Annotated in this window: 14 protein-coding genes; 6 read left to right on the forward strand and 8 right to left on the reverse strand. The window is 48.0% G+C overall.

Annotation, left to right across the window (positions count from 1 at the left end):
• Positions 1–206: 206 nt before the first annotated feature.
• Both ACI7RC_RS15375 and gyrA read right to left on the reverse strand, forming a co-directional pair.
• Positions 207–1,265: an HD-GYP domain-containing protein gene (locus ACI7RC_RS15375; protein WP_408109110.1), complete on the reverse strand. Its 1,059-nt coding sequence runs from the start codon at positions 1,263–1,265 to the stop codon at positions 207–209.
• 182 nt (positions 1,266–1,447) lie between these two features.
• Positions 1,448–3,952 carry a DNA gyrase subunit A gene (gene gyrA / locus ACI7RC_RS15380; RefSeq protein ID WP_408109111.1) on the reverse strand — a complete coding sequence of 835 codons (2,505 nt, stop codon included), beginning with the start codon at positions 3,950–3,952 and terminating at the stop codon, positions 1,448–1,450.
• Positions 3,953–4,193: 241 nt separating this feature from the next.
• Between gyrA and cdaS the strand changes: the two genes are divergently transcribed.
• The 3 genes from cdaS to ACI7RC_RS15395 all read left to right on the forward strand — a co-directional run bounded on the left by cdaS (position 4,194) and on the right by ACI7RC_RS15395 (position 7,351).
• Positions 4,194–4,805, forward strand: coding sequence for a sporulation-specific diadenylate cyclase CdaS (gene cdaS, locus ACI7RC_RS15385; RefSeq protein WP_408109112.1), 612 nt, complete (start codon positions 4,194–4,196; stop codon positions 4,803–4,805).
• Between the two features lie 105 nt (positions 4,806–4,910).
• A complete protein-coding gene (locus ACI7RC_RS15390; RefSeq protein ID WP_408109113.1) occupies positions 4,911–6,329 on the forward strand; it encodes a LysM peptidoglycan-binding domain-containing protein in 1,419 nt (472 codons plus the stop codon).
• Between the two features lie 170 nt (positions 6,330–6,499).
• Positions 6,500–7,351 (forward strand): YitT family protein, encoded by an 852-nt coding sequence (locus ACI7RC_RS15395; protein WP_408109114.1) that lies wholly within the window; start codon positions 6,500–6,502, stop codon positions 7,349–7,351.
• A gap of 111 nt (positions 7,352–7,462) precedes the next feature.
• On the opposite strand, the gene gyrB is transcribed toward ACI7RC_RS15395, so the two are convergent.
• The 6 genes from gyrB to dnaA all read right to left on the reverse strand — a co-directional run bounded on the left by gyrB (position 7,463) and on the right by dnaA (position 13,779).
• Positions 7,463–9,382 carry a DNA topoisomerase (ATP-hydrolyzing) subunit B gene (gyrB, locus tag ACI7RC_RS15400; protein WP_408109115.1) on the reverse strand — a complete coding sequence of 640 codons (1,920 nt, stop codon included), beginning with the start codon at positions 9,380–9,382 and terminating at the stop codon, positions 7,463–7,465.
• A gap of 1 nt (position 9,383) precedes the next feature.
• Entirely contained in the window at positions 9,384–9,674 is a 291-nt protein-coding gene (gene remB, locus ACI7RC_RS15405) for an extracellular matrix regulator RemB (RefSeq protein ID WP_408109116.1), read from the reverse strand.
• Positions 9,675–9,684: 10 nt separating this feature from the next.
• Positions 9,685–10,803: a DNA replication/repair protein RecF gene (recF, locus tag ACI7RC_RS15410; RefSeq protein ID WP_408109117.1), complete on the reverse strand. Its 1,119-nt coding sequence runs from the start codon at positions 10,801–10,803 to the stop codon at positions 9,685–9,687.
• 15 nt (positions 10,804–10,818) lie between these two features.
• Positions 10,819–11,037 (reverse strand): S4 domain-containing protein YaaA, encoded by a 219-nt coding sequence (gene yaaA / locus ACI7RC_RS15415; RefSeq protein WP_408109118.1) that lies wholly within the window; start codon positions 11,035–11,037, stop codon positions 10,819–10,821.
• Between the two features lie 23 nt (positions 11,038–11,060).
• Positions 11,061–12,200 (reverse strand): DNA polymerase III subunit beta, encoded by a 1,140-nt coding sequence (dnaN, locus tag ACI7RC_RS15420; protein WP_408109119.1) that lies wholly within the window; start codon positions 12,198–12,200, stop codon positions 11,061–11,063.
• Positions 12,201–12,417: 217 nt separating this feature from the next.
• A complete protein-coding gene (gene dnaA, locus ACI7RC_RS15425; protein ID WP_408109120.1) occupies positions 12,418–13,779 on the reverse strand; it encodes a chromosomal replication initiator protein DnaA in 1,362 nt (453 codons plus the stop codon).
• 642 nt (positions 13,780–14,421) lie between these two features.
• Here dnaA and rpmH point away from each other — a divergent pair.
• The 3 genes from rpmH (at position 14,422) to yidD (ending at position 15,301) form a co-directional block, all read left to right on the forward strand.
• Entirely contained in the window at positions 14,422–14,556 is a 135-nt protein-coding gene (gene rpmH / locus ACI7RC_RS15430) for a 50S ribosomal protein L34 (RefSeq protein WP_003388866.1), read from the forward strand.
• Positions 14,557–14,700: 144 nt separating this feature from the next.
• Positions 14,701–15,069: a ribonuclease P protein component gene (rnpA, locus tag ACI7RC_RS15435; protein WP_408109121.1), complete on the forward strand. Its 369-nt coding sequence runs from the start codon at positions 14,701–14,703 to the stop codon at positions 15,067–15,069.
• A gap of 4 nt (positions 15,070–15,073) precedes the next feature.
• Positions 15,074–15,301 (forward strand): membrane protein insertion efficiency factor YidD, encoded by a 228-nt coding sequence (gene yidD / locus ACI7RC_RS15440; protein WP_408109122.1) that lies wholly within the window; start codon positions 15,074–15,076, stop codon positions 15,299–15,301.
• Positions 15,302–15,317 lie beyond the last annotated feature (16 nt).

A 15,317-nucleotide genomic window follows, 5' to 3' on the forward strand; every position in this document is an offset into this window, starting at 1 on the left:
TACTCACTAAAACGCTTCGCTGTTCAGTTTTCAAAGAGCATTTTTATCGTTGCCGCTTTGTCAGAAGCGACTTTATTAATATAGCATATTTGACTCACGAAAGTCAATATCTTTTTTAAAAAAAGTTTTTCTGGAATCTCTCAAACAGCAACTTTTAAATAGTATCACAGCTTGATAGGAAAAAGCAACAACTTTTTTACATGCTCCTAGACAATCCTTTTGATATACAGCTGCCGCACCTCTGCTAAATTAATCACCCTGCCGTTTGACTCCACCATAGGGCGGGTCGGATTGTTGCGGTCCGCGAAAATGATTTTCCCAATTGAACCGTCTGTCAGTTCAACGGTAGCCCCGACGGAAAACTGAGTAAGCCCGTTGACGAAAGTATGTACTACAGCCGGGTCCAGCTTTCCGTAACTATCCTTGAGAAGCTGTTCAACTGCCTGGTACGGAGAGACTCCTTTTTTATATAGATGGTCGGAACACATGCCGTGGTAAACCTCGGCTACTGCTACAATTTTACTGTAAATATGAAGTTTATTGCCGACTAGCCCAAGAGGATATCCGGAACCGTTTTCCCTTTCATGATGTTGCAAGGCCGCAAGCGCAACTCCCTCGCTTAACCCGGAAACCCCTTTTGTCAATTGATATCCGTATACGGTGTGTTTCTTCATTTCCTCATATTCACTTGCGGTCAATTGTGTTGATTTCCATAAAACCTTTGGATCGATTTTTGTCTTGCCTATGTCATGGAGAATTCCTGCGAGAGAGATCTGCACCCACTCATTTTGCGGAAGCTTCATCCACTTGGCGATCATAAATGACAGCAGCCCTACCGCAACAGAGTGTTCACAGACGTATTCTTCCTCGTTAGACACTTGCGGAAGCTGCATTAACAGATTCGGATGGTTCTGAACAATGGGAAGCAGGGGAGTGAGAATTTTCCTTACGTCCATAACCGGAATCGTTTGGCCGCCCATTACGTGAATCATTAACTTTTTAAATAATTGTACCGCCTCTTTATAACTGCGGATAAACTCTAGATCAACCGGCTTTAAAGATTCGACCTCGTCTTTTCTGACTTCCTCTTGTTTTTGGGACGCCAATTCTTCCACTGTAACTTCTGAAATCTTGAACGCTTCCAGAATCTCTAATTCCCTTTCCTTTACCAAAGTTCCCTTATGGAATAACAATCCGCCAAGCGAAGTATAAACATCCTCAGCTAAACAAAATCCCATTGAGTTTTTTATAGCAATGACAGGCATAAGGAACCCCCAGGCTTTAAGACTTAAAATTTGCTGTATCCACTCTATAGTTATAGTACTATTTACCTATTAAAACATCAATTGCTTAGGTCTATTTTACAAGAGGAAGATTGCCATTCCCTCTTGCATACAAAAAAGAACGGCACCGTAATGGAAACCGTTCCTTCTGCAGTCAGATCAAGCTACTCTTCTTGCGTATTCTCATCGTCTGCGATTGATTCCCCATCTTCCGGGTATTCTTCCGGGTGTGAATCGATCTCGCTGTCCTCTTCTGCCGTAACCTTGGCGACAGAACCAACTTCTTCATTTTCGCCCAGGCGGATCAATTTTACACCCTGGGTGTAGCGTCCCATGGTAGAAATGCCTTTTACTTCAAGGCGAATAATGATGCCCGCTACGGTCACGATCATTAAGTCCTCATTAGGCTCGACTACCTTCAAGCCTACCACGTGGCCGCTTCGATCTGTCACGTTATGAGTCTTGATCCCTTTGCCGCCGCGAGATTGAATGCGGTACTCGGAGATTGGCGTTCGCTTACCGTAGCCTTTGGCGGTAACGATAAGAACGTCGGCATCCGGTTTGACAACGTCCATGTCAATGACGTCATCGGCATCATCAAGGGTTATTCCCTTTACACCCGTGGCGGCCCGCCCCATCGTGCGAACGTCAGATTCCGGGAATCGCACCGACATCCCCAGTTTGGTGCCCATGATGATTTCCTGGTTGCCGTCCGTAAGGCGAACACCGATCAACTCGTCATCTTCGCGCAGATTAACCGCAATCAACCCTACCCTGCGAATATGTTCAAATGACGACAGCTCAGTCTTCTTGACTATCCCCTTTTTCGTTGCAAAGAAAAGGTAATTGTCTTCCCGGAATTCCTTCACCGGAATCACAGCGCTGACGCGTTCTCCCTTTTCGATTTGAATCAGGTTGATGATCGGCGTACCTTTGGCCGTTCGGCTCAAATCAGGGATCTCATACCCTTTTAACCGGTATACTTTCCCCTTATTGGTGAAGAACATCAGGAAGTCATGGGAATTGGTGATGTAGAGATGCTCGACAAAGTCATCATCCCGCGTCCCGATGCCCTGGATGCCCCTGCCTCCCCTTTTTTGGCTGCGATAGGTGGAAACAGGCAAGCGTTTCACATATCCGCCATGGGTTAAGGTGATCACCACGTCTTCCTCGGGAATGAGGTCAGCATCTTCAATGCTGTTTTCGTCAAAGGTGATCATGGTCCGGCGCTCGTCAGCGTATTTTCCGCGAATTTCGGACAGTTCTTCGTTGATAATGTGATAAATCTTTTGTTCATCAGCGAGAATCGCACGCAATTCGGCAATCTTGGCGACCAGTTCTTGATACTCGTTTTCGATTTTTTCCCGCTCCAACCCGGTCAAGCGCTGGAGACGCATATCGAGGATCGCTTGCGCCTGTTCGTGGCTGAGACCGAAATTCGTTATCAGCCCTTCCCTTGCCTCGTCAGCTGTCCGGGAAGCGCGAATGAGACTGATAATCTCGTCAATGTGATCAAGCGCAATGCGTAAACCCTCCAATATGTGGGCACGCGCTTCTGCCTGTCTCAATTCGTATTCGGTACGCCTGCGAACAATTACTCTTTGGTGTTCCAGATAGTAGTAGATCAGGTCGCGCAAATTGAGCACACGCGGACGGCTGTCTACCAGTGCCAACATATTGACACCGAAAGTGCTCTGCATTTGCGTCTGTTTATACAAATTGTTCAGTACGACCTTCGGAACCACGTCGCGGCGAAGCTCGATGACAATCCGCATCCCTCTGCGGTCAGACTCGTCACGCAAATCAGTAATGCCGTCGATCTTTTTCTCCCGAACCAATTCGGCGATCTTTTCAATCAATCTTGCCTTGTTTACTTGGAATGGGATTTCCGTCACGATAATGCGGGATTTGCTGTTGTGCTCCTCGATCGTCGCTTTCGCCCGCATGACGATGGAGCCTTTCCCTGTTTCATATGCTTTGCGGATTCCGCTGTAGCCGAGAATCTCTCCCGCTGTCGGAAAATCAGGGCCTTTGATGATTTTCATTAACTCCTGGATCGTAATGTCGGGGTTGTCAATCATCGCGATAACACCGTCAATTACTTCACCCAAGTTGTGAGGAGGGATGTTCGTAGCCATTCCCACCGCAATCCCGGACGCGCCGTTTACAAGCAAATTGGGAAACCGGGAAGGAAGAACGACCGGTTCTTTTTCGCGTCCGTCGTAGTTGGGAACGAAATCGACCGTATCTTTATCAATATCGCGAAGAAGTTCAAGGGCTACTTTGGACATTCTGGACTCTGTGTAACGCATGGCCGCTGCCGGATCGCCGTCAACGGAGCCGAAGTTCCCCTGTCCTTCAACCAGCATGTAACGCATATTGAAATCTTGTGCCAAACGCACGAGGGTTTCATAAATGGCGGAATCTCCATGAGGGTGATACTTCGCCATTACTTCACCGACTACGTTTGCCGACTTACGAAACGCCTTGTCCGGAGTGAGACCCATGTCATGCATTGCATAAAGGATGCGACGATGAACCGGCTTCAGGCCATCCCGTACGTCAGGCAAAGCACGGCTGACAATAACGCTCATTGCGTAATCAATGAACGAACTTCGCATCTCCTGACTAATATCTACTTTTGGAAACCGAGACGTTTCTTCTGCCATAAACGATAAACCTCCAAAAGGTATTCAACAATAGTTAATTATATCACAAAATGATATACCCCGTCCAAAACACGAATGACCGCTAAAGTTGGGAACAATAAACGAGGGGCTGATGCCACCTCGTGTCCATACAAGCTTGGCGGCCGCACGTGGGACCCGCCAACCAGGAAATATAGAAACATAAGTGAAAGGCAATACTCTTATGATAGCACATCAGCCAACAATGAATCGAGGGATAAGCATGAAAATGGCAGACTGTGATTTCTCTCCCATGAAACAGCAGATCAAACAAGACTTGGAACAAATCCTTTTCGATATTCAACAAAGCTTGGTAGGCCTGGATCAAGACAAAAAATGTTTGCTCGGCAAATTTGAGCAGATCAGGGAAAAATTTATCCAGATTGAATCTGCGGCTGCTACCTTTTATCTAAATTGCTACCTCTCGCCGTTTACAGATAAATATTTGGATCTATCGATCAGCATCCAGAACCTCTCGGCACGACGGTATGGCGCTTTGATCGTCGTTCAGCGGAGCGACCCGCTTGAAGATCTGATTCAACACGGGATTCCGATCGGAGCCACGATCTCCCACTCGCTGCTAGAATCCATCTTTTTTCCGGGCAGCCCGCTCCATGATGGGGCCGTCCTGATCCAGTCCAACCAGATTGTATCGGCGGCAAACGTCCTTCCGCTTTCCCACTGGTCAAACGAAGGGGAGAAGCTTGGCACTCGTCACCGGGCAGCCCTTGGCTTATCGGAGCGGAGTGATGCCATCGTCTTGGTTGTCTCCGAGGAAACCGGAAAAGCCTCGTTTGCTTCAAACGGGAGCCTATATCCAGTTATTACCACATGAATCCAGCCTTAACCGGTCTTTGCCGGCCTCTTTCCCGGCATGGAACATACGGAACATTCGCGGAATAAAGTACCCTAAGTGCTATTAAGAAAGAGAGGTACGTCCGTGCAAATACATGTCGTGCAAAGAGGAGAGAACCTATGGCTTTTATCCCAGCGCTTCGGCGTGGATGTTAACCAAATTGCTGTGCTGAACCAACTGCCAGAGTTCAATCTATTGCTGGTGGGTCAGGCACTGCTGATTCCCGAACCAGAGCGTGAATACGTTGTCCAACCGGGCGACAATCTGTTTGTTATTGCCCAGCGGTACGCAGTCTCTGTACAAGAACTTGCAGAGGCCAACCAACTGACAAGTCCGGCCCTCCTCTATCCGGGACAGGTCCTGACCATCCCCATTTCACATTTCGTCAGACCTGGCGAAACGATTTGGCAGATCGCCCAGAAGTATCGTACAACTGTTCAAGCGATTGCCATAGCCAATCAAATGTTGGACCCTGCCCTTATCTACCCGGGGAACGTGTTAAAAATACCGGATAAGCCTAAACCGGCGATCGAAGTGAATGCCTTTACCAGCCAATTTGGCCAAGCCGGCGTTGAGGAGCTCCGTTACCTCAACCGGTCGCTTACCTACATCAGTCCTTTTGCCTACCGGATCCAAAGTGACGGCAGTCTGGTATCGATCCCTGATACCGCAGTCATTGAGGCAGCTGTATCCAACCAGATGGTTCCGGTGATGACCATCGCCAATTTTTCTGCCGAAGAGGTTGGTTCAGATGTTGCCCACGACGTCCTTAGCAGCCCACAACGGCAAGACCGGCTGTTGACAAATATCGTGAACACGATGCGAACAAAGGGGTACCGCGGCTTAAATATCGATTTTGAAAACGTTTACCCCAATGATCGCCAGCTTTACAACCAATTCCTGAGACGAACGGCAGATCGTCTGCACGCCGAGGGTTTTTTTGTCTCCTCTGCTCTTCCCCCCAAGGCGTCAGGGGAACAAAAGGGTTTGTTGTACGAAGCTCAAGATTATCCCGTACACGGGGAAATTCTTGACTTCGTCGTACTGATGACGTACGAGTGGGGGTATCGACTCGGCCCTCCCCAAGCCATTTCGCCGATTGACCAGATCCGTGCCGTCCTTGATTACGCCACGACTGTTATTCCTAAAGATAAGATACTGATGGGGTTTGAATTGTATGCACGTGATTGGCTCCTGCCGCATGTCCGGGGCCAGGAAGCAAGGACGTTCAGCATGCAGGAAGCGATTCGCCTGGCTGTTCAACACCGCGTTGAAATCCAGTACGACCAAAGCTCCCAATCCCCGTTTTATCGGTACACCGACGAACAAGGTCGTTCCCATGAAGTCTGGTTTGAAGATGCCCGAAGCGCCCTGGCCAAGTTTAATCTGGTTCAGGAGTATGATCTGCGCGGTATTAGTTACTGGGAATTAGGCTTTCCCTTTCCGCAAAATTGGGTGCTGCTAAACGATCATTTTCGCATACGAAAATATCGGCAAGCATGAACGTCACTTTCAATCTGCCAATTGGCAAGCTATCCGCATTGCTAGAGCTGGAACCCAACTTCCCCTGTGGAGTTGGGTTGAGTTTTTTCAAAAAAGAATGGGCATAATTTACATGTTTTCTCTCGCATCTAGTCTCTGATGACGACGACAAAGGGGGAAGTTTCTACACAATGGCACATGTCGAAAAGAAACTGACACCAATCGAACTCCTGCAAAAGTTTATCTTTATCACCCTTGGGGCCGTATTAATGGCCCTCGCATTAGAGGTATTTCTCGTGCCGAATGCAATTATCGACGGCGGAATCACCGGGGTATCGATCATTTTATCTAAAGTGACCTCGGTTTCACTCGGGATCTTTATTTTCGTGCTGAACCTCCCTTTCTTCATTTTGGGCCGCAGACAAATCGGCAGAACCTTTGCCTTCTCAACCCTGTACGGCATCGCTGTGATGTCTGTATCGACGGCGTTACTGCACGATGTTCAGCCTTTCACCAATGAGAAAATTCTTGCAGTCCTGTTCGGCGGCTTGATTCTCGGTTTAGGTGTTGGTCTCGTACTGCGATTCGGCGGTTCACTAGACGGAACAGAGATCGTAGCCATTCTGATTTCCAAAAAAACGAACATCCCCGTTGGACAAATTATCATGTTCATCAATGTGTTTATCTTCATCGTAGCCGGCTTTGTCTTTGGCTGGGATTCTGCCATGTACTCCATCTTTACGTACTACATCGCTTCCAGAGTAATGGACGTGGTCGTGGAAGGATGGGATGAATCGAAGTCAGTGACGATTATATCGGGCGAATACGAGGAGATTTCACAAGCGATCATGGACCGGTTAGGGCGAAACACCACTTTCTTCTATGGGAAGGGTGGTTTTAGCAAGGAAGACACCCAGATTATTTTCTGTGTGGTCAACCGTCTGGAAGTGGCGAAGCTGAAGGCGATCGTCCAGGAATTTGACAAAAAAGCGTTTATCGCCATTGAACATGTCTCAGACGTGCTGGGAGGCAATTTTAAGTAAACCCGCTCCCTTTGGCAAAAAAAACTTGGTTATGAAAGGCAACGTAAAAGTAACCGTTATCCTTCCGATAACCAAGTTTTTTGCTATTACATGGATTTCGATAAAAAATGATCAGATATCCAAATTCCGGACGTTTCTCGCGAATTCCTCAATAAACTCGCGGCGCGGTTCAACTTCATCGCCCATCAGGGTTTCAAACACCATATCCGCATCCATCGCGTCTTCCAGGCTAACCTGCAGCAGCGTGCGGGTATTCGGGTCCATCGTCGTATCCCACAGCTGTTCGGCATTCATCTCACCGAGACCTTTGTAACGCTGGACAGAGGGTTTCGGCACTTCTTTCAAGCCGGCCAGCACCTGGTCGCGCTGCCGGTCGCTGTACGCATAATGGAGCGTCTTTCCCTGCTTGATGCTGTACAGAGGCGGTTGGGCGATATAGATATACCCTTGTTCAATCAACGGCCGCATGTAGCGGAAGAAGAACGTCAGCAGCAGCGTGCGGATGTGTGAACCGTCCACGTCGGCATCGGTCATGATAATCGTCTTGTGGTAGCGGGCTTTGCTGATGTCGAAGTCCTCGCCGATACCCGTACCGAGCGCCGTGATGATCGCGCGGATTTCGTTATTGCTCAAAATCTTATCTAACCGTGATTTCTCAACGTTCAGGACTTTCCCGCGCAGAGGCAGGATCGCTTGGAAGTGGCGGTCGCGTCCAGACTTGGCTGAACCTCCTGCCGAATCCCCCTCAACGATGAACAGTTCGCTCTCTGAAGCATCCTTGGAGGAGCAATCGGCCAGTTTTCCCGGCAGCGAACCTACTTCCAGTGCGCTTTTACGCCGAGTCACCTCGCGAGCCTTGCGGGCCGCCTCGCGAGCCCTTGCCGCCATCAAAGCCTTTTCGACGATTTTTTTGGCAACGGCGGGGTTTTCCTCCATAAATTTGGTAAACCGCTCGCCGAAGATGGATTCCGTAATCCCCCGCGCTTCCGAGTTCCCCAGCTTCGTTTTCGTCTGACCTTCAAACTGGGGATCGGGAATTTTGACGGAGATGATCGCTGTAATTCCTTCGCGAACATCATCTCCCTGAAGGTTGGCATCCTTTTCCTTCAACAGGTTGAACTTCCGGCTGTAATCGTTGATTACACGGGTAAGGGCGGTTTTGAATCCTACCTCGTGCGTGCCGCCCTCTTGCGTATTGATATTGTTGGCGAACGAATAGATGTTGCTGACGTAGCTGTCGTTGTACTGCAGGGCAACTTCTACCTGCAGTCCGTCCTTTTCACCTTCACAGTAGATGACCTCGTCATGCAGCTTTTCCCGGTTCTTATTGAGGTACTCAACGAAGGAGATAATTCCCCCTTCGTAGTGAAAGACTTCTTTCTTTTCCTGGCCGGGGCGTTGGTCTTCAAGGGAAATACGCAGTCCCTTATTGAGAAAGGCCAGTTCCCTGATGCGCTTCTGCAGGATTTCGTATTCATATACAGTCGTTTCCGTGAAAATTTCCGGGTCGGGCTTAAAGGATACCTTTGTCCCGGTCTCGTCCGATTCGCCGACAACCGCGAGGTCCGCTTCCGGAACGCCGCGGGTAAACCGCATAAAGTAGACGCTGCCGTTTTGCTTTACCTCTACTTCCATCCACTCCGACAAAGCGTTTACGACGGAGCTGCCGACGCCGTGCAATCCACCCGAGACTTTATATCCGCCGCCGCCGAATTTGCCGCCGGCGTGAAGAACCGTCAGTACGGTTTCGACAGTCGATTTGCCTGTTTTTTCATGAATCCCGGTGGGAATCCCGCGACCATTGTCAGTGACTGTGATGGAATTGTCGGGACAAATATAGACGTGAATGTCATCGCAATACCCAGCCAGCGCCTCGTCAATGGAGTTGTCGACGATCTCCCAGACGAGGTGATGCAATCCTCGGCCTGAAGTGGATCCGATGTACATGCCTGGCCGTTTCCTGACTGCTTCCAAACCTTCAAGTACCTGTATCTGACTGGCATCGTAATTCTGTTGCGTTGTTTGCTCCATTTTATGTCAACTCCTCAAGGTCAGTTTGTACAGAAGGAAACTGGTCCAGACTATCTACAAACTGAGCACGTCGCTTCAGGGTCAGGGAAGAAATCGGTGAACAGTAGATAGCATCCTTCGTGATGACGTAGGATTTGGTCTCATCCGTACTGTGATCGACAAAGTGTTTTACTTTCCGTTCGTCTTCAATAAACTTTCTCGTGATTTTCGAAGTCTTCACGGATTGATGGTCAAGGATTGAGATGACGTCCTTGGAAAACACCACCGTATCCCCCCCGATGTGTATGAACACGCCTACCACCTTACCCTTCCATGCGAACTTTTCCTTCTTGTACCTCATATCGGGCTGCATGCTGTAATACCTGATGTTTTAAGCCTTCCACACCCGTCGTACTTACAAACGTCTGGACTTTATCCTGGATCGTTTCAAGCAGCAGTGTTTGCCGATGTTCGTCTAATTCCGACAGGACGTCATCAAGCAAAAGGATCGGATATTCCCCGACCTCTTCCTTGATCAGTTCTATTTCGGCCAGCTTTAATGAGAGGGCAGTGGTGCGCTGCTGTCCTTGAGAACCGTACGCTTGCACGTCAATTCCATTGATCTGGAGTGAGAAATCATCACGGTGAGGACCAATCAGTGTGCTTCCGCGAAGCTTTTCCCGCTCAAATAGTTGATCCAGAGCGGCCAGGATTTGCTGGGCAGCGGTGTGAGGTTCCATCTCATCCGTTACAGGTGATGAGTTTATATAATGCAAAGAAAGCGTCTCTTTGCCATCGGTGATGCCCGCGTGGATATCCCTTGCCCAAGATTCCAGCTTGCGGATGAACTCAAAACGCTTCTTCAACAATTTTACCGTTAATTCAGCTAGTTGGGTATTCCAAATTAAAAGAATTTCCGAAGATTGGCCTTTTTTTATCGCAATATCTTTTAAAAGCTGGTTTCGCTGCGCCAAAACTTTGTTGTAATTACTCAAATGGTACAGGTAGGCAGGGGAAACCTGGCCAATTTCCATATCCAGAAACCGCCGCCGTTGTGCCGGAGCTCCCTTGACAATGGCGAGGTCTTCTGGAGCAAACATCACAACGTTGAGAGCGCCGATGTATTCACTTAACTTCCGCTGTTCCAGTCCGTTTACCTTGGCCTTTTTCCCTTTGTTCGTCAATTGGATCTCCAAACGGGTAGAGCCGTAACGCCGTTCAACCAGGCCGCGGATGACAGCAAAATCCCCACTCCAGCTGACCAATTCCTTATCTTTGGCCGTACGATGGGACTTTGCCAAGGCAAGTACGTAGATCGATTCAAGCAAATTCGTTTTCCCTTGGGCATTGTTGCCGACGATTAAATTAATCCGCTCGTCAAACGAAAGCGAAAGTGACCCGTAATTCCGATAGTTCGTTAATGCCAAGTCCCGCAAGAACAAAGGATTGCTCTCCTCTCACTGCCGTGTAACTCTGAATATCCCGTACCCCTCAATCTCTACGACATCGTCGGGATAGAGCTTTCGTCCGCGGCGGTTATCCCGTTCGCCATTGATGGCAATCGGGACCTCCGCGAGAAAATGCTTCGCCATTCCTCCTGTGTCAATGACACCGGCCAGCTTTAAGAATTGACCAAGGGGAATGTATTCCGTGCGAATTGACACTGACTTCTCCATGTAGCAGCTCCTCCGTTGTCAAACTAATACGTGCGAACAGGCAAGATCAAGTGCAGGATCCAATCGTGGTCGGTTGGACGAAGAATGAACGGACTGGCGGCCCCGGTAAAGTTGGCCTTGATTTCGGCGCTGTCAATCGACCGAAGTGCCTCTATCATATATTTTGCATTAAACGAGATTTTTAGTTCTTCTCCGTCCAACGACTTGGCTGCCACAACCTCCGTTACCTTGCCAATCTCGGGAGCATTGGAGGAAATTTCGATGTTTCCGCCCGGAAGTGTAGCCAGTCGAACCACGTTCGTCTTTCCTTCCCGGCTGAGCAGCGAAGCCCGTTCAATGGCTTGCAGCAGCTCTTTCGTTTGAAAGACGATCTCTGTCTTGCTCGTCTGCGGGATAATCCGGGAAGTGTCCGGGTAGGTTCCTTCCAGCAGGCGAGAAAAGAACAGAATGTGGTTGGCCTTCACGAGAATCTGGTTTTCCCCGACGACGATGTCTACCAACGTCTGCTCATCGTCGAGAATTTTTACTAATTCATTACAGCTTTTACCCGGTACAACAATATTGTGAAAGCGCAGTTCGGCAGGGCATTCCACGTTCGCCGACCGGCTGGCCAGACGATGGCTGTCCGTGGAGACAAATCGTAGCTGCCCTTCCTCCAGCGACCACATGATTCCCGTCAAGATCGGGCGCATTTCGGTAGTGGAGACGGCAAAGGAGGTTTGACGCAGCATGGTCTTTAACAAGTCACTGGGAACGCTAAATGATTTATCATCTTCAATTTGCAATAGCTGCGGAAACTCCTCCGAGTTCATTCCATTAATGGTAAATTCCGCTTGTCCAGAACGAATGACGGTTGCCAGTCGTTCGTCAACCTGCATGTGAATCTCGTTTCCCGGTAATTTGCGAACGATCTCACTGAAGATCCGCGCGGTCAAGACGACGCTTCCAGGCTGGTGAACAGTAACACCCCACTCATCTGCTTCTTCAAGCGGAATATTCACCTCAATGGAAATATCGGAATCACTCCCGGTCAACGTTAATCCATCCTGATCCGCTTTTAGCTTGATGCCGGTAAGGATTGGCATCGTTGTTTTTCCGGAGACAGCCTTCATGACGTGTGATACTGCCAATGCTAACTTTTCGCGTTGAACCGTGATTTGCATTTTACGATTACCTCCATCTATTCGGGCGGTATACTTCTTCGCTCCATTGCTGGTATGTGTGAATGAAGAAAGAGTTCTTTAAGTATATCCTTAGTTAATATAATAACAGAAATAGTAATAGGGGCTGTGAGTTTGTGGATATCCGCGTGATTTGCGGAAAAAGAGAGCCTATACACATGTGGATAAGTTGTGTATAGGCTTTTTCTTTGTTCACAGGTCAGTTGTTTGTCTTCAATTTCTCCATCAATTCCTGGATCGTAGATTGCAGCTGCTGGTCTACCAGAATGGCTTTCGATATCTTGTCGTGAGCGTGAATGACCGTTGTGTGATCGCGCCCGCCAAATTCGTTGCCGATTTTCGGCAGAGAAGCGTCAGTCAGCTCGCGGGATAAGTACATGGCGATTTGCCGCGGATAAGCTACTGTTTTGGTCCGCTTTTTGGCTTTGAAATCCTCCAATTTGAGATTAAAAACTTCTCCTACAGCCCGCTGGATGTCAGCAATCGTAATCACGCGGGGCCGTGCAGAAGGGATGATATCTTTTAACGCCTCTGCTGCCAGGTGGGTATCAATGTCCCGGTTTATCAGAGAAGAATAAGCTACGACGCGAATAAGTGCTCCTTCCAGTTCCCGGATGTTGCTGTCGATCTGATTGGCGATGTACATCATCACTTCATTGGGTATATCCAGGTTCTCCGCTTTTGCTTTTTTGCGGAGGATGGCGATGCGTGTCTCCAAATCGGGAGGTTGAATATCGGTAATCAGTCCCCATTCAAAGCGGGAGCGCAGCCGGTCCTCCAGAGTCGGAATCTCCTTTGGCGGACGGTCGGAGGAAATGACAATTTGCTTGCTTTCCTCGTGCAGCGCGTTAAATGTATGGAAAAATTCCTCCTGAGTCGATTCCTTCCCGGCCAAAAACTGGATGTCGTCAATCAGCAAAACATCCACGTTTCGGTATTTATTGCGGAAGTCGACGGTTTTATTGTCCCGGATGGAATTGATAAACTCGTTTGTAAACTTCTCTGAAGAGAGATAGACAACTTTAGCGGTTGGATTATGTTGTATCACGTAATGTCCGATCGCGTGCATCAAGTGAGTTTTGCCCAATCCTACGCCTCCGTATATAAACAGCGGGTTGTACGCTTTGGCGGGAGCTTCCGCTACTGCAAGTGATGCAGCGTGGGCAAACCGGTTTCCAGATCCGATGACAAATGTATCAAACGTGTACTTCGGATTTAAAATACTGGGTGGCTGATCGTCAGAAATCACCGATTGATTGTAATTTTTTATGGGCGAAACAGGCAGATCGTCTTGATGATTGGCACTGGAATCTTGGGGGACGATGAATTTTACTTTCATATTTACCCCGGTTGTTTCATAGAGTGTATCGATGATTAAAGGAGAATAGCGGGTTTCCAGCCAATCGCGGGCAAATTCATTTGGGGCAGTTACGATTAAGGCGTCTTCCTCTAGTGTCGTAGCTTGAGTAGCTTTTAACCAGGTATCAAAGCTGGGTTTGCTCAAAGTCTTCTCAATCTTCGCCAGTACCTTTCGCCAAAGATCGGTGATTGTGGAGTCCAACAAAAATCCCTCCCTTCTTTAATAGTACGGGATCCAACAGTCTTGCTTTTTCCAGGATAAAAAAGCATGCCTTCCTTAAGACTGCCTTATCCGGCTTGGAACGTTTCCTCAAAAGAAGGACCTGACTGCATCTTGGAAAGAGCTTCAGCAAGGCCTTTTCTTCTATCGTAAAATGTGGATAATTCAGTATAGACCGGATCTCATTTTGCCTGAAAAAGTGAAAAAAAGAAGACAATTATCCGCAGCCATGTGAATAGTCATTCACACGCAAGAAAATCTGTCCACAAGATTATCCACATGCTGTGGAAAAGAGTGTAGTTAGCAGAGGTTATTCACGATTCAAAACACAACCATGATATCAAATAAACTCTGTGTTATCAATGGTTTTTTTGAACTTATCCACAAACACAACAACTTGTGTAAACGCCATGTTAACACCCCTATATTTTGTGTACAAGCTGTAGATATTCCTGGGGAAATCTGAATATGTGGATAATCAGAATATCCACAAGCGCGGGAAATAATCAATTGGGGATATTTACATTGTGGTGAATTTGAACAAAGCCGGGAGATATCTTGACTTTTTGCCCTAGACTTTTTATAATTCGAAAGAATGCCTGTAAGGGACGGAGGTGTGACGCAATGAAACCTAGCTTCAATCCAAATAACCGTAAGCGCAAAAAGGATCACGGGTTCCGTAAGCGTATGAGTACGAAGAACGGCCGCAAAGTATTGGCAGCTCGTCGTCGTAAAGGAAGAAAAGTACTTTCCGCATAGGCCACCAATGAACGTGGCCTTTTTTTTCTATATAGAAAGGCAAGATGTTTAAACATTATAGAAAAAAGAGGACGAAATTTGGGAATACTGGCTGGATGTGGCTTCTTTTTTTTACTATAATGTTGATGTTAGGGGCTGTTCACCTTGCATCATTCACATCGCTTGAAAAAAAATGAGGACTTCCAGATTGTTTTTCAGAAGGGGAAGTCTGCTGCCAATCGGCAATTTGTCATCTATGCATTGACAAATCGGGAGCAATCCGGGTTTCGCGCGGGGATCTCAGTCAGTAAAAAGATCGGGAATGCGGTTGTCCGGAACCGGGTAAAGCGATTGATCAGACAGGCGATTGCCCATTTGGAAGAACAAATTATGCATTCAAAAGACCTCGTTATCATTGCACGTCAGGGTGTAGAAAAGCTGACCCTTCAGGAACTGGAAAGTGCTCTTCGCCACGCCATGAAGCGGGCACATGTGTTGAAATCGGTTGAAACTGACAGGAAAAAAAGAGGGTGAGGGCATGTCTTCCATTTTTATATGGTTGATTCGCGGCTACCAGTTGTTCATTTCTCCCCTTAAACCGCCCAGTTGTCGATTTGCTCCGACTTGTTCCCATTATGCGCTTGAATCGGTTCGTAGATTTGGTGCCCTAAAGGGAGGATGGCTGGCCGTGAAACGCATAGCCAAATGCCATCCGTTTCATCCAGGTGGGATTGATCCTGTTCCTGATATAGATAAAGGATTATGAATTTCTAAAAGGAGGA

Source organism: Brevibacillus sp. B_LB10_24 (assembly GCF_046036945.1).
GTDB lineage: Bacteria > Bacillota > Bacilli > Brevibacillales > Brevibacillaceae > Brevibacillus_C.